A 15488-nucleotide genomic window follows, 5' to 3' on the forward strand; every position below is an offset into this window, starting at 1 on the left:
GATCCGGCGATGCGCCTTTCGAAGATTGATCTGAACCTGTTCGTCGTATTCGAGGCGATCTACAACAAGCGCAACCTGACGCGCGCGGCCGAGGTGCTGAACCTCACGCAGCCGGCCGTCAGCAACGCGCTGGCGCGGCTGCGCAAGACGCTGAACGATCCGCTGTTCGTCAGCACGCCGGCCGGGATGATGCCGACGCCGCTGGCCGAGAACATCGTCGGCCGCGTGCGCGAGGCGCTGCAGCTGCTCGATTCGAGCGCGCACGAAGGCGACGTGTTCGACCCCGCTTCGTCCGAGCGCGTGTTCCGGTTGAGCATGAGCGACCTGACCGAAGCGCTGCTGCTGCCGGCCCTCGGCGAACTGCTGCAGACGCATGCGCCCGGCATGCACGTGCGCAGCTACACGATGGACCGCCGCGAAGTGGCGACCGCGCTCGCGAACGGTTCGGTCGACATCGCGATCGACGCGCCGCTGATCGGCGACCCGCACCTGCACCAGGCGCTGCTCGTGCGCGACCGCTACGCGTGCATGATCCGCGACGACCACCCGTTCAAGGGCGACACGCTGACCCTGGACGACTACCTGTCGATGGGGCACATCCACGTGTCGAGCCGCCGCAAGGGCAGCGGGCACGTCGATGCCGAACTGACGCGGCTCGGGCTGCGCCGCAACATCCAGATGCGCGTGCAGCACTACATGGTCGCGCCGCTGATCGCGATGCGCGGCGACCTCGCGCTGACGGCGCCGCTGAGGCTGCTGCAGCGCTATCCGGCGCGGATTCTCGAATTGCCGTTCGAGATGCCGGGGCTCGAATATTTCTGCTACTGGCATCGCAGCGCCGATCAGGATCAGGGCAGCCAGTGGCTGCGCGAGCAGCTGATGACGCTGATGGGCGGGATCGGCGAGTCGCCGTGATGTGACGACGCGTGCGCGCCGCGCGTCGGCCCGCGCCGGCTTCGTTCAATACGAATCGTCGTCGAAGCGCGACGATACCGGCCGGCGTTTCATGTCTTTCAACCAGTCCCTGACGTAGTCCGGATCCTCGAACTCGCGCAGCGCGACGCTCAGGTCCTGGTTGCCGCGCTGCATGCCGGCGATGTCGCGCGCGAGCATGCGGATCACGGTATCGGGCGCGATCTTGACGGACGACGCGATGCCGTAAGTACGCCGGAAATCGTTCTCGACGTGCCGGATCTCCTGATCGAGCTCGCGCAGCTGTTCCTCCAGGATGCCGTTGTAGCGCGTGAGCCGTGCTTCGCTCAGGCCGTCGATCGCGCGTCGGTCGATCTGTTCGATCTCCAGCTGCAGTTCCAGCAGTTGCAGCAGATTGCCTTTCGCATACGCGTGGTTGACCCGCTGCATCAGCACGGTCTTGCGCTGCTGTTCCTGCGGATCGGTTTCGCGATCGGGATGCAGCGCGCTGGCCAGCTTGCGAAAGATCTCTCGGATCGACTTGCTCGATTCGGCCTGCTCGGCCTCGCGCTTCGCCTGCTCGGCCGACTGCTTCGGCGCTTTCTTGCGCTTCGCGCGCTGGGCCTCGCGGGCCGCGTGAGCGGCCATGTCTCGCTCGAACTGGGCGTCGAGTTCGGCCTGCATCCGCGCGGCGAGTTCGTCGGGTGACAGCGTGTCGAGATCGTCGGCCGGCTCCGTGGCGGGCATCGGCTGCGGCTCCCGCTTCATCGGCTCGGGATCGGCCACGGCGCTGGCGGCGTCGTCGGATGCGCGATGGCGGTTGTAAATGATCTTCAGCGCCGCGTCGTCGCTGACGTTCAGCAAGTCGCGCGCCATGTCGGCGATCAGGTCGGACAGCATGCGCTGCTCGGCCTTGCTCAGGCCCTTCTGCAGGAACGCGTCGTCGAGCAGATGGATCAGCCTGATCCGCAGCGCGGTCGCTTCCTGTTCGAGCGGCAGCAGCCCGTCGACGAATTTCTTCTGGAAGGCCGGCGTGACGGCTTCCCATGCGCCCAGACGCTCGCGCCGCTTTTCGATGTGCTTGACGAGCGTATTGAAGGTTTGCTGGGCTTTGGACAGGCTGGCTGTCTCGTGACCGGGCGCGATGGCGACCGCGGCACCGCGACGTGCGGTCATGATGAAGGTCCTCCGGCCGCGGCGGGAGGCGCGGCAGGCCGGTATTTTAGCCGGCATCGCCGGGGCCGGTGGCGAGACGGTCGGCTCGGGCAGCCGTGCTCGCCGCGCATCGCGCTCAGAACAATTGCCCCTGCCCGGAAATCACGCGCTCGAAATCGTCGCGCAGGAACGGCAGGATCGCATCGGCGACCGGCTGCAGCTGGCGGCTCACGTAGAACGCGTAGTCGATCGGCGAGCGCATCGTTTCGAGCGGTTCGGGGCCGGCCGTCGTCATCACGTAGCTGATCCAGCCGCCGCGCTGATACTGCAGCGGCCTGCCGCGCGCCTGGTTGAATTCGTCGGCGATCCGCGCGGCGCGCACGTGCGGCGGCACGTTGCGCTGATATTCGCTCAACGGCCGGCGCACGCGCTTGCGATAGATCAGTTGCGCGTCGTATTCGCCGGCGAGCGTGCGCCGCACGTAGTCGCGAATGAAATCCTGGTACGGCTCGCGCTTGAACACCCGCCGGTAGAGTTCGCGCTGGAATGCCTGCGCGAGCGGCGTCCAGTCGGTGCGTACCGTTTCGAGCCCCTTGAACACGAGGTCCTCGCCGCCGTCCGCCGCGCGCGCGAGGCCCGCATAGCGCTTCTTGCTGCCTTCTTCCGCGCCGCGCACGGTCGGCATCAGGAAGCGCCGGTAATGCCGCTCGTACTGCAGTTCGAGCGCGCTTTCGAGCCCGAAGCGATCGCGCAGGTGCGCCTGCCACCAGCGGTTCACGTGCTCGACGAGCGCGCGGCCCTTCGCGCCGGCCGCGTCGTCGTCGTGCTCGCGTCCGAGCCACACGAAGGTCGAATCGGTATCGCCGTAGATGACTTCGTAACCCTGCGCCTCGATCAGCTCGCGCGTGCGGTGCATGATCTCGTGGCCGCGCATCGTGATCGACGACGCGAGGCGCGGATCGAAGAACCGGCAGCCCGTCGAGCCGAGCACGCCGTAGAACGAATTCATGATGATCTTCAGCGCCTGCGACAACGGCGCGTTGCGCTGGCGTTTCGCTTCGTCGCGGCCTTCCGACACGCGCCGCACGATGTCGGGCAGGCAATGCGCGGTGCGCGAGAAGCGCGCGCCGAGAAAGCCGGGCACCGACGTGTCGTCGCCCGGATGCGCGAGCCCTTCGATCAGACCGGCCGGATCGATCAGGAACGTGCGGATGATCGACGGATAAAGGCTCTTGTAGTCGAACACGAGCACCGAGTCGTACAGGCCGGGTCGCGAATCCATCACGAAGCCACCGGGGCTGTTCTGGCCGGTCACGTCGCCGAGGTTCGGCGCGACGTAGCCGAGCCGGTGCATGCGCGGCAGGTACAGGTGCGTGAACGCGGCGACCGAGCCGCCGGTGCGATCGGCCGCGAGGCCCGTGACGGTCGCGCGTTCGAGCGCGAAGGACAGCAGGTCGGCCTTGTCGAAGATGCGCGTGACGAGTTCGCAGTCCTTCAGGTTGTAGTGCGCGAGCGCGGGCTTGTCGTGGTCGAAGCGGCGCTGGATCTCGTCCATCCGCTGATACGGATTGTCGATCGACTTGCCTTCGCCGAGCAGCGACTGCGATACGTATTCGAGGCTGAACGACGGGAACGTCCACGTCGCCGATTTCAGCATGTCGATGCCGTCGAGGATCAGGCGGCCGGCCGCGCCCGCGAAGAAATGGTCGGGCTGCTGCCCGTGCGCGCGCCACTCGAGCACGCTGCCGCCGCGCCCGAGCTTCAGCGGCACGCCGTATTGCTCCGCGTGCGCATGCAGGATGCGCAGGTCGAACTGCACGAGGTTCCAGCCGATCACCGCATCGGGATCGTGTTCGTCGAACCAGTCGTTGAGCCGCGCGAGCATGTCGGGCCGGCTGTCGCAGTAGTCGAGCTTGAAGTCCGCGGCGCGCGCGTCGCCGTTCGGCGGGCCGAGCATGTAGACCTGCCGCTGCCCGCAGCCTTCGAGCGCGATCGAATACAGCTCGCCGTGGACGCTCGTCTCGATGTCGAGCGATACGCAGCGCAGCGCGGGACGATAGCCGGTCGCGGGCTTCAGTTCGCCGTCGGTCAGCGTGCCGTCGCGGCCGGCCGTGCCGCGAAACTGCACGGGCGCCGTGATGAAGCGCTCCATCGTATAGCGGTCGGGCGGCTGCACGTCGGCTTCGTAGACGTCGACGCCGGCCGCGGCGAGGCGTTTCTGGAGTCCGGACAAATGGCGGTAGCGGCGGCAGTAGAGGCCGGCCACGGCGCGCTGGTGGAAGTCGCGCAGCGCGAGCGGGCGCAGTTCGGCATCGCGCTCGCCGGCCAGCGTGCGTTCGGCGAGCGCCCGCTGCTCGGCCGGCACGAACGCGACGGCTTCCTGCGGGCGCAGCCGCACGCGGCGCGGACCGTGTTCGGTTGCCAGCCAGAACTCGATCTCGATGCCGGACGCGGTGTCCCGCCAGTGGCGGGTGAGGATGAAACCCTGCTCGAACGCAGTCAAAACACTTGCTCGTCGTGGATGCCCAGGCGGCGGATTTTAGCGCTTCTCGCGCGGTTCCCGCCGAAGCGGCGCCACTGGCATCGGGTGGCAGGACGCGGCGCCGGATCCGCCACATGGTGCGCGTTGCATCGACCGCGTGAAGCAATCGGCGTCGCGCGCAGGCCGGATGACGTTCGGGCGGCACGCATTCGTCTGTCGAGTGCGCGAGCGCGTCGGCCGGCAGCTGCGGCAGCGTTGCCGCAGCGCAGGCCCTAGGCCGGCATCGGCGCGAATTCCCGTTTCAGGTCTTCCGGTCGCTGCGGTCGCTGGTACAGATAGCCCTGCGCATACTGAATCCCGACCGCATGCAGCGCGCGATGCTGCTCTTCCGTCTCCACGCCCTCGGCAATGATCTTCAGGCCGTAGTGGTGCGCGACGGCGGCGATCCCTTCGATCAGTTTCGCGTTGCCCGTCGTCAGCCGGGAGATGAACTGTCGATCGATCTTCACGTAGTCGAACGGAAAGCGCGACAGCATGTCGAGGTTGCTGTGGTGCGTGCCGAAGTCGTCGATCGCGAACTTCGCGCCTTTCGCGCGCAGCGTGGCGAACATCTCGGTGGTGCGCGGATTCTTCTCGAGCAGGATGCGCTCGGTGACTTCGAGCACCAGCGTGCAGCCCGGCGGAAGCCGGCGGATCGCGTCTTCGACGACGGACACGAAGCGCGCGCGTTCGAGATCCTTCGGCGCGACGTTGATCGCGACATGCAGCGGCATCGACGGCGCGAGCGCGGACAGTTCCGAGATGGCCGTGCGCAGCACGAATTCGGTCACCTTCGGCAGGATCGTGCTCGATTCCACCTGCGGGACGAACACCGCCGGACTGATGGGCCCCCATTTCGGATGCTGCCAGCGCAGCAGCGCCTCGACGCCGACGGTCCTGCGCGTTTCGACATCGACGATAGTCTGATAGACGACATGAAACTCGTTGCGCTTCAGCGCATTGCGGACAGCCTTCAGCAACAGCCGGCGCGGCGCCATCGCGAGCAGGTACGCGGCCGCGACGAGGCCGTTGACCAGCAGCGCGATCGTCACGCAGATCAGTCCGTAGCGCCGCTGCACCTGCGAAACGTAGGGTTCCGACGAGGTGACGGAGACCGTGAACGGCCAGGCGCTCGACGCGATCGTGCTGCCGGTGGGCGGCGCCGCGCCGAACGGCGGCACGAACGCGCCATGCTGATCGATGCTTCCGGCGCCTTCGATCGACAGCGTGGCCGTTTCCGCCCCGAAGCGGGTGCCGTGCGCGAGCATGTCCGCCAGATAGTCGCCTTCGACCACATAGAGGACGCCGGATTCGGGCGCGGTCGCGCGAAACGCCGCCAGCACCGGAACGCGATGCTGAAACGGCGTTTGCCGAAGCAGCGTGATGGCCGTCATCCCAGGCTCGGGCGAGTGAATGTATGCGGCGAGCGGGACGTCGATCGCGCCCAGTGCCGACGAGCATGTGACGCGACCGTCGTTCGCCAGCCCGACGGCCCGAAGATAGCGCAGGTGAGTGCCTACTTCGGCGAGCGTCCTGAAGATCGTCATGCAGGGTCGCCCGACCAGCGCGTCCAGCTCGGCCGGGTGACGCGAGCGAATTCCGTCGAGAATGCGGTCGACCGATATCACGATGTCGTTCGCGACGACGCGTTCGTGCTGCGCGATCGCGTCGCGCGCCAGGCGCCCGGCAACGACGAGCGCGACCACGAACACGAGGATGCAGACGATCAGGGCAAACGGGAAAACGACGTGCGGCCACGCGCCGCTGCGCTGGAATGCGGGCTTCGGGGGCAGTGCGGGCGCGGCAGGTCCTCGGGTCGTACTTGTTGTTGTACGCATGAGAATGCAGATCGAACCGGTCGATGGTTAGACGCGATGCGTTCGCCGTGCCCGGCCGGGGCACCGCGGCTCGCGCCGATATCGGGACGCAAAGCGATTCTACGCTCGCGAAACGCACGAAGCGGCATCGCGGCGGGGCGCTGGATTCGAGGCGCTTCTCCGCAACATACCCCGACCACGCATGTATATCGGTATCGCACACGAAAAAAAACCGGCCGCATCGGTGAGCGGCCGGGACAGAAGACACCTTCTCTTGGCACGAGGATGGTGCGCGGCAAGTATAAGGCGTGCAGCCCTCGATTACGAAATATTGATATTCAAAAATCGCGTAATTTCTCAATTGATGCTTGCGGGGGAATATTTGCATCGCGCGTCATCTCCGGCGATCCAGGCATCGGCGCGCCTTGAACGAGGTCCAGCCCGCGTGCTGCGGGCTGTTCCAGCGCGTGCATCGGCGACAGCAGCGCTTCAGAAATCGTCGCGCATCTTGTGGAGCAGGTCGCGGGGAGATTGATGCGTGTCCACGGCGGTGAGGACGTCGGTCAGGAACCACGGCAGGTTCAGTTGCGTGTCGGAGTCGCCGACGCACACGCGAATCGGCGGCGCTTTTGATGCGGCGCGGGAGCCGGGCGCCGTGCCGGCGGACGTGGAGGACGGTACGCAGTTTTTCGCTTGCTGCGGGACCGGCGACGCGGCGCTGCCGGCGAGTGCCGGCAAGCTGGCGGCGGCGAGCAGGATCAGGAGGGCGAACGGGGTGGCGCGTTTCATGTGAATCTCCGGCGATGCACGTTCGACACCGTCGGCGAATCCTAGTTCGGCGTCGTCGGGGGGGATTGGCTTTCAGCGTTCCGGCCCCGTGCGCGACGACATGTGCATGCCGAAGCGACCGCGCGGCTGCCGCGCCGGTTCGAGCTCGCCCGCACCGGATCGATCGTTCAAACGTCAAGAATCGTTTGGATCTCCGGCAGACGCTTGCGGTGCGGAATGCGCTCCTTTATCGTGCCGCCACGACGGCGCCGATACAGGGCGTCGAGCCAGTTCGCAAAGGAGCATTCGTCATTACCGCATTCAATCGTCGCACGCATGTTCGTGCCTTTCTCGTCGCATCGGTCGCGTATCTCAACCTGGCTCATCCCGCGTCGGCGGCCTACACGGAATCGTGGATGAGCGATCACGACGTCAACGCGTACGCGCAGCAGGTCAAGCATCCGCCCGTGGCGGCGAGCAGCGCGGCGGCCGTGAAGCCGGGGCGGCAAACCGTTCGTTCGCAGTCGAAGGCGCCGGTCGCGGCGCATGCCGGCGCGAAACCTGCACTGAACGCACACGCGGCCCCTGCGAAGACCGGCAAGGTTCAACATGCGGCCGGCGCCGAGCCGAAGGCGCATGTCGCCGCGAAGCCGAAGGCCGCGCCGGCACACATGAGCACAGCCGCCCGGCATTGACGCAGCGCGCACACCGGCGTGCGTCGTTCATCGATGCACGCGGCGATAACCGTAGCATTCGACGATCGGGGAGAACTTCATGTCGCTGATGGATCGCCTGTTGTCACGCGGTGTGCAGACTCCCGCGTCGAGAAGGCGCGTGATCGTGCGGGTCTGGCTCGACGAGCAGGGGCGCGTCCGCGATCTCAAGGTCAGGCGCAGCTGCGGCGACGCCGCGCTCGACACGAAAGCGCTGCACGCGATCGCCGTGATGCGCTTCCCCGGCGGTCACCTCGGCTCCGGCGGGAAATCGGCCAAGCGCTGGCACGATCTCGATTACCCGGTGGACTGACGGCGCGTCACGGACACCCGTAACGGCGCTTCAATTCCGCGTACCGCGTAGTCGTAGAAGTGACTGCCCGCGGCGATCTTCGCGCCGTCGCACGCCGCCTGGAATTCCATCTCGCGCTCGTTGTACAAGCATCATCTTCACGATGAGCCGCGAGCCATTGCGATACACGTCCCATCGCAGTTTCGCGGCCATCGCCGACATCCGGTCGCCGGGCAGGATCGGTCGAGCCTGGAAGTGTTGCGGGCCGCCTTGACGGCGGAATGTCGGAATTCGGTCGGGCAATCGTCGGCATCGCGCCGGATCGCGACCGGCCGGCGCGAGCCGGCCCGTATGCGGCGCTCGGCTCAGTGCACGCCTGCCGATGCGATCGAGCGCATCGTGTCGGTGATGCGCACGCAACGCGACAGGCCGAACGTCTCGGCTTCGCGGCGTTCCGGTTCGCTGCTCGCGACGGCCACCGCGCGCTCGGGCGGCACGCCCAGCGCTTGCAGCGCGACGTCGAACGGATGCTGATTTGCTATGGAGTCCTGCTGATTGGCGTCGGTCACGACGACCGAGAAGCGGTCGAGGTTCGCGCGGCCGAACTGGCCTTCGAACATGTCGCTGAGGCGGGCGGCCGGCAGCGTCGTGACGAGACCGAGTCGATATCCTTGCTCCGACGCGCTGTCGAGCCACTGGATGATCGCATCGCGCTGGTTGCGCGATTCGTGCGAATCCGGTGTCGCTTCGATCTGCGCGAATGCGGCGTCGAGACGGGTGACGATGGCTTCGATGACCACGGTGATTCCTCTCCTGAGACGTGACGGTCCGTTCGCGGACGGGAATGCCCGACACCTTAGCGTCGATCCGGAAATTGCAACCAATTAATATTTATAGCCGACTCATAGGGTTTGACTGATGAATCGGGCGGCGAGCCAGTACCGGCGCGGGATGCACGCGATCCATACGTTCGGGACGAATGGCATCGTATCGATGGCGTTCGACGTGACGCACCCGACGCATGCGCGATATGAATGCACCGGATGTGTGCACATGAAAAAACGGCGTATCGGGCGAGGTGCGCCCGATACGCCGTCTTGCGATGCCGCGTGGCCGTCGACGCTCAGTGCAGCTTGATCGACGGCTGGTTGCGGCTTTGCAGCCAGTGGCTCAGCGACTGGAACAGCGCGCGCTTCAGTCCGTACACGCTGAACAGGTGCTTGCGGTACAGGAACTTGTACAGCCCGATCGCGGCGAGCCCGTCGACGATCAGCGAGCGCGAACGCACGCCGAGGTCGGCCTGATAGACGGCACCGGCCTGGCCGAGCGACACGACGGTGCCCGCGTCGCGGAACGTGAAGCCCGCCACCGGCTTGCCGGCGAGGCGCCGCGCGAGCGCTTCGCCCAGGTACACGGCCTGCTGGTGCGCGACCTGCGCGCGCGGCGGCAGGAAGCCGCCCGCGTCGGCCGACGGGCACGCGGCGCAGTCGCCGAACGCGTACACGTGCGGATCGTCGGGCGTCTGCAGCGTCTCGGTCACGATCACCTGGTTCGACCGGTTGAGCGCGATGTCGCCGAGTTCCCGCAGCATCGCGGGGCCCGCGACGCCGGCCGCCCAGATCGTGATGTCGCTCGCGAGCCGCTCGCCGGCCGCGGTCGTGACCGCGTCCGCGCCGACCTCCGCGACGCGCGTGTCCGTCAGCACGTCGACATTCAGCGTGCGCAGTTGCGCGTGCATCTTGGCCGACAGCCTTGCGTCGAGCGCAGGCAGGATGCGCGGGCCGCCTTCGATCAGCCGGATGTGCAAGTCGCGTGCGGACACCAGCGCCTTGAAGCGATACGTCGTCAGCTGCTGGATCGCATGGCGCAGCGCGGCGGCCAGTTCGACGCCCGTCGCGCCCGCGCCGATCACGTTGATGCAGATCGGCGCGGCGCGGCGCGCCGGCTGCTGCTCGGCCAGGTGGTTCGCCTTCGTGCACGCGGCGAGGAACTTGCGGCGGAAGTCCTCGGCCTGGTCGAGGTTTTCGAGCGGCAACGCGTGGCGCGCGGCGCCCGGCACGTTGAAGAAATTCGTCACGCTGCCGACGGCCAGCACCAGATCGTCGTAGCCGAGCTCGCGCTGCGGCAGGATCTCCGTGCCGTCCGCGTCCTGCACCGCGGCGATCGTCGCCGTGCGTGCCGCGCGGTCGACCCGCTGCAGCGCGCCCTGCACGAAGCGGAAGCCGTGGCGCTTCGCCTGCGCCGCGTATTCGATCGTGTGCGAGGCCGGATCGCGATGGCCGGACGCGGCTTCGTGCAGCAGCGGCTTCCAGAAGTGCGTCGGATAGCGGTCGACGAGCACGACGTCGGCTTGCCCGCGGCGGCCGACCGTGTCGCCGAGGCGCGTGGCGAGCTGCAGGCCGCCGGCGCCGCCGCCGACGATCACGATGCGCGGCACGCGCGGTGCGCGATCCGTTGCAAGGGTAGGCGTGATGGTGTCCATGTTGTGGCTCCCGCTGATGACGATTCGGATGACATTGCTCAAGAACCGACGATATAGTTTTGAACCTACGCGAACAATTTAATGTTTATAAGCGACTCATATGTATTCACTTATAGGAAAGACCGCGACGTTCCGGCAGCTGAAGGCGCTGGACATGATTGCGCGGCTCGGCAGCGTGTCGCGCGCGGCCGAGGAGCTGAACCTGACGCAGCCGGCCGTGTCGCTGCAGGTGCGCCTGCTCGAGGAGGCGGTGGGCGCCGCGCTGCTGCAGCGGGTGGGGCGCGGCGTGCAGCTGACCGCCGCCGGTGAAATCGTGTCGCGCTATGCGCGCGAGATCCTGCATCTGTGGAGCGAGGCCGGCGACGAAGTGGCCGCGCTGACGGGCGATCTCGGCGGCACGCTGCGGATCGGCGCGATCACGACGGCCGAGTACCTGATCCCGCCGCTGCTGGTGAAATTCACCGCGACGCGTCCGCACGTGAAGACCTATTTCAAGGTCGGCAATCGCGACGACATCATCCGCATGCTCGCGACGCATGAAATCGATCTCGCGGTGATGGGCAGCGCGCCGAAGGAGCTGCGCACGCACGCGGTCGAGTTCGCGAAGCATCCGATGGTGTTCGTCGCGGCGCCCGGCCATCCGCTGATGCAGCGCAAGCGCGTCGCGCTGAAGGATCTCGAATCCGCGCACCTGCTCGTGCGCGAACGCGGCGCGGGCACGCGTTCCACGGTCGAGAGCCTTTTCAAGACGGCCGGCTACCGCTTCCACGTGGGCTCCGAGCTGTCGAGCAACGAGGCGATCAAGCAGATGGCCGAAGCGGGGCTCGGCGTCGCGTTCCTGTCGTTGCACGCGTGTGCACTCGAGTTGCGCACGGGGCTGCTCGGGCAGTTGCCGTTTCCGGGCAACCCGATCGAGCGCGAATGGTATGTGGTCACGCTCGCCGACCGGCGGATCTCGCAGGTGACGGGGCTGTTTCGCGACTTCCTGATCAAGCAGGGCGCGCCGGTGATCGACGGCGCGACCGTCGCGCCGCACGAGCGGCGGCGCAAGTAGGCCGACGCGGGCGGCGCGTGTGCCCTGTGTCGCGGCGGTTAAACGATCCCGAAGTCGTCGTTGCTGTCGGGAATCGACGCGAGCAGCCGCTCGAGCCGGTACCAGCCGATCATGCGCAGGCAACGTGCGGCGAGTGTCGCGCGGATACTGCCGGAACGCGGACGGGAAACAGCGCGGGAAGCGCGGCGGGAAGCAACGCGGGTGGCCCCGGACGGCGGCGGCGCGGCGAACGTCGCGCGAAACGGGCGGCAATCGGGCATGACGGGCTCCGTAGGTGTCGGATGAGGCGATCGTAGGCGTGTCGGCGCTTGCCGGCGCGCAGGCACGGATCGGCTGGAGCAGAAACGGATGATCTTTTTCCGCGCGGCGCGGGAACGGGCGTTCAGGCCCGGCAAGCACCGTGGAAAAGCGTCACAATGCGCGTTCGACACCCGATCTGGTGGAGGGGAACCATGAGCGATCCGATTCTCGCCGCGCCGACCGACAACGGCGTGCCGGTCAGCCTGCGCTCCAGCCGCGGGCTTGGCTGGCGCGGCTTCGGCGCGTCGCTGCTGGAGATTCGCGCGGGCACGTACCGGATTCCGGCCGCCGAGCATCACCGCATCGGCGTGCATATCGGTTCCCCCGTGCGCGCGGATTGTGTCTGCGACGGCGAACGCGTGTCGCGCATCCAGGCGCACGGCGACGTCGACGTGATTCCCGCCGGCCTGCCGGGCCGGTGGACCGACAGCGCCGACTGCCGGATCCTGCACATCGCGCTCAGCGACACGTTCGTGCGGCGCACGTTCGAGCAACTCGAACTGAAGCCGTCGCAGGCGCAGATCCGCCGGCGGCTGCAGGTGCGCGATCCGCGCCTGCAGCACATCGCGTGGGCGATGGCCGCCGAACTCGAGGCGGAAGACGCGTCGGACCCGCTCTATGCGGAGAGCCTGTGCACGGCGCTCGTCGCGCGGCTGGTCGACAGCCAGCCGGCGTTCCGCGAGCGCCGGCGTACGCTTGCGCCGAAGGCGGCGGCCCGCGTGATCGACTATGTCGAGGCGAACCTCGAGCGACGCATGACGCTCGCCGAACTCGCGGCGCTCGTGTCGATCAGCGTGCCGCATTTCAAGGTGCTGTTTCGCGAGACGCTCGGGATGCCGGTGCATCAGTACGTGGTGCGGCGCCGGGTCGAGCGTGCGAAGGCGTTGCTGCTCGAAGGCCGGCTCAGCATCAGCCAGATCGCGCTCGAAGCCGGGTTTGCGCATCAGAGCCACATGGCGAACTGGATGAATCGCGTGCTCGGCGCGACGCCGACGGAGATCGCGCGGTCAGGGGCGCGGGGTGGGCTGAGGCTCGCTTATGACGGCGACGACCGTTGATCGAGCGCGGTGGCTCAATGTCCGCGCGTGCGCGACGACGATCGGCGAGTGCTCGATTCGTCGCGCGCGGACAATGCTTCGTTTCGACTGCATGAGCGTGGCTGGCGGCACCATGCGAGCCTCGATCGCGAGCGTTCGACACCGTGCCGCACAACGTCCGGTTCCGGCCATGCAGCGGGCGAACCCGGCACGCGCCTGATCCGTCATCCTTTCCTGCTCGCGTCATCCGTCCGTGCGCGTCACGTCGGCGATGCGCACCGACAATCACATCACCTTCATCCCCCAGGAGCGGATCGTGTTCGTGATTTTCGGCGCATCAGGCAACGTCGGACTGTCGACTGCAACGACCCTGCGTCAGGCAGGCCATCCCGTGCGCGCGGTGCTGCGCGACGCACGCCGGCGCGATCGTTTCGCGCAACTCGGCTGCGACGTCGCGATTGCCGACCTGACCGACGCACGCGCGGTTGCGGCGGCGCTCGATGGCGCGCAAGCCGTGCAGATGCTGTGTCCGGTGCCGGTCGCCGACAGCGACCCCGCGGCAACGATGGAGCGGACGATCGACATCGTGACCGGCGCACTTGCCGCGAATCCGCCGCCGGCGCTGCTCGCGCTGTCGGACTACGGCGCGGAGCGTGAAGGCAACACGGGCATCACGCGGCTCTTTCATCGTCTGGAAGAAGCGGTGAAGACGGTTCCGACGCGGCTCACGCTGCTGCGCTCGGCCGAGCACCTGCAGAACTGGACGCGCGTGTTGCCCGTCGCGCTCGCAACCGGTGTGCTGCCGAGCTTTCACCATCCGGTCGACAAGGCGTTTCCGACGGTCTGGGCGCCCGATGTGGGTGTCGCGGCGGCGCGGTTGCTGCTCGATTCCGCCGAAACCGGCAACGGGCCGCGTATCGTCAGCATCGAAGGGCCGCAGCGCGCGAGCGTGCGGGACATCGCGGATACGCTCGGCGCGGCGGCCGACCGCGAGATCGTCGCGCGCGAACTGCCGCGCGACGCATGGACCGCGACGCTGTTGCGCGCGGGGCTCAGCGAACGGCATGCGCAATTGATCGTCGATCTGTACGACGTGCACAACGCGGGGCAGATCGATGTCGAGGCCGGCGTGTCGGAGCGCGTGTACGGCACGACGACACTGGCGGACGCGCTCGCGACCTTGGTGCGCGCGCACGCGCGATGAGCGGGGCGGCGGCTGGAAGGATGCGCGTTACGCCTGCCGCCGCGCCCTGCCGGACACCGCATACGCGACCGACCCGATCACGATCCCCCAGAACGCGGATCCGAGCCCGAGCCACGTCATCCCCGAAGCGGTCGCGAGGAACGTGATCACCGACGCTTCGCGATGGGCCTCGTCCTCGAAGATCCCGTGCACGTTCGCGCCGATCGCACCGATCAGCGCGAGCCCCGCGAGGATCGCGACGAACGCCTTCGGCAGCGCGAAGAACAGCGTGACGATGGTGCCGGCAAAGAGGCCGCCGATCAGGTAGATCACGCCGTTCGCGATGCCCGCGATATAACGCCGGTCCGGATCCTCGTGCGCGTCCTTGCCGGTGCATAGCGCCGCGGTGATCGCCGCGACCACGATCGTGATCCCGCCGAAGCACGCGACCGCGAGCGACATCACGCTGGTTGCCGTGATGATCGGCCGCGCGCTCGTGTGGTAGCCCGACACGCGCAGGATCGTCATCCCCGGCAGGAACTGGCCGGTGAGACTGACGACGACGAGCGGCAGCGCGAGGCTGAGCGTCGTGCCGAGCGTCCATTCGGGGGCGATGAAGACCGGCCGCGCGATGCTCGGCGACACGTTGCCGAGATGCGCCATCCCGAGCAGCGTCGCGAGCGCGGCGCCCGTCAGCAGCACGAGCACGATGCTGTAGCGCGGCAGCAGGCGCTTGAAGATCACGTACGCGGCGATCATTCCGAACCCGAGCACCGGCTGCGCGGTCGCGGCGGAGAACGCGCGCATGCCGAACGGCAGCAGGATGCCGGCCATCATCCCGCACGCGATGCCGCGCGGAATATGGCGCACGAGCCGGTCGAAATAGCCGGTGATGCCGATCACGAGGATGATCAGCGCGGCCGTGATGTACGCGCCGACGGCCTGGTTCAGCGTCAGTTGCGGAAAGAGGCCGACGAGCAGCGCGGTGCCGGGCGCCGACCACGCGGTCACGACCGGCACCTTCAGTTTCCAGCTCGCGAACAGCCCCGACACGCCCGCGCCGATCGAGATCGCCCAGACCCACGAAGCCACCATCTCGTTGGACGCATGCGCGGCCTGCGACGCCTGGAAGAAGATCGCGAGCGGGCCCGCGTAGGAAATCAGCACCGCGAGAAAGCCCGCGGTGACCGCGGAGACGGACCAGTCGTTGCCGATCGAGCGGATCGCGCCCGGCGAGGTGTTCGGTTGCATCGT

Annotated in this window: 15 protein-coding genes and 1 pseudogene; 6 read left to right on the forward strand and 10 right to left on the reverse strand. The window is 67.6% G+C overall.

Going from position 1 to position 15488, the window contains the following annotated elements; translation table 11 throughout:
• Positions 1 to 9: 9 nt before the first annotated feature.
• Complete coding sequence (locus U4012_RS03000) at positions 10 to 915, forward strand: LysR family transcriptional regulator (RefSeq protein WP_044848816.1); 906 nt, start codon at positions 10 to 12, stop codon at positions 913 to 915.
• 45 nt (positions 916 to 960) lie between these two features.
• On the opposite strand, the gene U4012_RS03005 is transcribed toward U4012_RS03000, so the two are convergent.
• The 5 genes from U4012_RS03005 to U4012_RS03025 form a co-directional block, all read right to left on the reverse strand.
• A complete protein-coding gene (locus U4012_RS03005) occupies positions 961 to 2088 on the reverse strand; it encodes a molecular chaperone DnaJ (RefSeq protein WP_321796087.1) in 1128 nt (375 codons plus the stop codon).
• 115 nt (positions 2089 to 2203) lie between these two features.
• Entirely contained in the window at positions 2204 to 4570 is a 2367-nt protein-coding gene (locus U4012_RS03010) for a DNA polymerase II (protein ID WP_321796089.1), read from the reverse strand.
• Between the two features lie 251 nt (positions 4571 to 4821).
• Positions 4822 to 6426 carry an EAL domain-containing protein gene (locus tag U4012_RS03015; RefSeq protein ID WP_321796091.1) on the reverse strand — a complete coding sequence of 535 codons (1605 nt, stop codon included), beginning with the start codon at positions 6424 to 6426 and terminating at the stop codon, positions 4822 to 4824.
• Positions 6427 to 6894: 468 nt separating this feature from the next.
• Positions 6895 to 7194: a hypothetical protein gene (locus U4012_RS03020; protein ID WP_321796093.1), complete on the reverse strand. Its 300-nt coding sequence runs from the start codon at positions 7192 to 7194 to the stop codon at positions 6895 to 6897.
• A 167-nt stretch (positions 7195 to 7361) separates the two neighbouring features.
• Entirely contained in the window at positions 7362 to 7559 is a 198-nt protein-coding gene (locus U4012_RS03025) for a hypothetical protein (RefSeq protein WP_135800955.1), read from the reverse strand.
• Between the two features lie 30 nt (positions 7560 to 7589).
• On the opposite strand from U4012_RS03025, the gene U4012_RS03030 reads away from it, so the two are divergent.
• Both U4012_RS03030 and U4012_RS03035 read left to right on the forward strand, forming a co-directional pair.
• A complete protein-coding gene (locus tag U4012_RS03030; protein WP_321796096.1) occupies positions 7590 to 7868 on the forward strand; it encodes a transcriptional regulator in 279 nt (92 codons plus the stop codon).
• A gap of 79 nt (positions 7869 to 7947) precedes the next feature.
• Complete coding sequence (locus U4012_RS03035; RefSeq protein WP_321796098.1) at positions 7948 to 8199, forward strand: energy transducer TonB; 252 nt, start codon at positions 7948 to 7950, stop codon at positions 8197 to 8199.
• Here the strand turns inward: U4012_RS03035 and U4012_RS03040 are convergent.
• From U4012_RS03040 to U4012_RS03050, 3 genes and pseudogenes are all read right to left on the reverse strand, one after another.
• Positions 8184 to 8394: pseudogene (locus U4012_RS03040) on the reverse strand (hypothetical protein); the annotation flags it as partial. The gene U4012_RS03035 and the pseudogene U4012_RS03040 sit on opposite strands and share 16 nt — an antisense overlap.
• A gap of 149 nt (positions 8395 to 8543) precedes the next feature.
• A complete protein-coding gene (locus U4012_RS03045; RefSeq protein ID WP_257774346.1) occupies positions 8544 to 8978 on the reverse strand; it encodes a phosphatase in 435 nt (144 codons plus the stop codon).
• Positions 8979 to 9301: 323 nt separating this feature from the next.
• A complete protein-coding gene (locus tag U4012_RS03050) occupies positions 9302 to 10660 on the reverse strand; it encodes an NAD(P)/FAD-dependent oxidoreductase (RefSeq protein ID WP_321796101.1) in 1359 nt (452 codons plus the stop codon).
• A gap of 100 nt (positions 10661 to 10760) precedes the next feature.
• On the opposite strand from U4012_RS03050, the gene U4012_RS03055 reads away from it, so the two are divergent.
• Complete coding sequence (locus U4012_RS03055) at positions 10761 to 11714, forward strand: LysR family transcriptional regulator (protein WP_124487108.1); 954 nt, start codon at positions 10761 to 10763, stop codon at positions 11712 to 11714.
• Positions 11715 to 11752: 38 nt separating this feature from the next.
• Here U4012_RS03055 and U4012_RS03060 read toward each other — a convergent pair whose 3' ends face one another.
• On the reverse strand, positions 11753 to 11974 hold the full coding sequence (locus tag U4012_RS03060) for a hypothetical protein (protein WP_321796104.1): 222 nt from the start codon (positions 11972 to 11974) through the stop codon (positions 11753 to 11755).
• 192 nt (positions 11975 to 12166) lie between these two features.
• On the opposite strand from U4012_RS03060, the gene U4012_RS03065 reads away from it, so the two are divergent.
• Both U4012_RS03065 and U4012_RS03070 read left to right on the forward strand, forming a co-directional pair.
• Positions 12167 to 13072: an AraC family transcriptional regulator gene (locus U4012_RS03065; protein WP_124667405.1), complete on the forward strand. Its 906-nt coding sequence runs from the start codon at positions 12167 to 12169 to the stop codon at positions 13070 to 13072.
• A gap of 295 nt (positions 13073 to 13367) precedes the next feature.
• Positions 13368 to 14255 (forward strand): NAD(P)H-binding protein, encoded by an 888-nt coding sequence (locus tag U4012_RS03070; RefSeq protein ID WP_321796631.1) that lies wholly within the window; start codon positions 13368 to 13370, stop codon positions 14253 to 14255.
• A gap of 27 nt (positions 14256 to 14282) precedes the next feature.
• Here U4012_RS03070 and U4012_RS03075 read toward each other — a convergent pair whose 3' ends face one another.
• A complete protein-coding gene (locus U4012_RS03075; protein ID WP_321796108.1) occupies positions 14283 to 15485 on the reverse strand; it encodes a benzoate/H(+) symporter BenE family transporter in 1203 nt (400 codons plus the stop codon).
• Between the last annotated feature and the right edge of the window lie 3 nt (positions 15486 to 15488).

The sequence above is a fragment of the Burkholderia sp. BCC1988 genome (assembly GCF_905339895.1).
GTDB lineage: Bacteria > Pseudomonadota > Gammaproteobacteria > Burkholderiales > Burkholderiaceae > Burkholderia.

Excerpts from the sequence above, each read along its gene's own strand:
- U4012_RS03065 (WP_124667405.1), top strand. The coding sequence starts at position 12,167 with ATGAGCGATCCGATTCTCGCCGCGCCGACCGACAACGGCGTGCCGGTC.
- U4012_RS03055 (WP_124487108.1), top strand. The coding sequence starts at position 10,761 with ATGTATTCACTTATAGGAAAGACCGCGACGTTCCGGCAGCTGAAGGCG.
- U4012_RS03015 (WP_321796091.1), bottom strand. The coding sequence starts at position 6,426 with ATGCGTACAACAACAAGTACGACCCGAGGACCTGCCGCGCCCGCACTG.
- U4012_RS03035 (WP_321796098.1), top strand. The coding sequence starts at position 7,948 with ATGTCGCTGATGGATCGCCTGTTGTCACGCGGTGTGCAGACTCCCGCG.
- U4012_RS03075 (WP_321796108.1), bottom strand. The coding sequence starts at position 15,485 with ATGCAACCGAACACCTCGCCGGGCGCGATCCGCTCGATCGGCAACGAC.
- U4012_RS03000 (WP_044848816.1), top strand. The coding sequence starts at position 10 with ATGCGCCTTTCGAAGATTGATCTGAACCTGTTCGTCGTATTCGAGGCG.
- U4012_RS03020 (WP_321796093.1), bottom strand. The coding sequence starts at position 7,194 with ATGAAACGCGCCACCCCGTTCGCCCTCCTGATCCTGCTCGCCGCCGCC.
- U4012_RS03005 (WP_321796087.1), bottom strand. The coding sequence starts at position 2,088 with ATGACCGCACGTCGCGGTGCCGCGGTCGCCATCGCGCCCGGTCACGAG.
- U4012_RS03060 (WP_321796104.1), bottom strand. The coding sequence starts at position 11,974 with ATGCCCGATTGCCGCCCGTTTCGCGCGACGTTCGCCGCGCCGCCGCCG.
- U4012_RS03025 (WP_135800955.1), bottom strand. The coding sequence starts at position 7,559 with ATGAGCCAGGTTGAGATACGCGACCGATGCGACGAGAAAGGCACGAAC.
- U4012_RS03050 (WP_321796101.1), bottom strand. The coding sequence starts at position 10,660 with ATGGACACCATCACGCCTACCCTTGCAACGGATCGCGCACCGCGCGTG.
- U4012_RS03030 (WP_321796096.1), top strand. The coding sequence starts at position 7,590 with ATGAGCGATCACGACGTCAACGCGTACGCGCAGCAGGTCAAGCATCCG.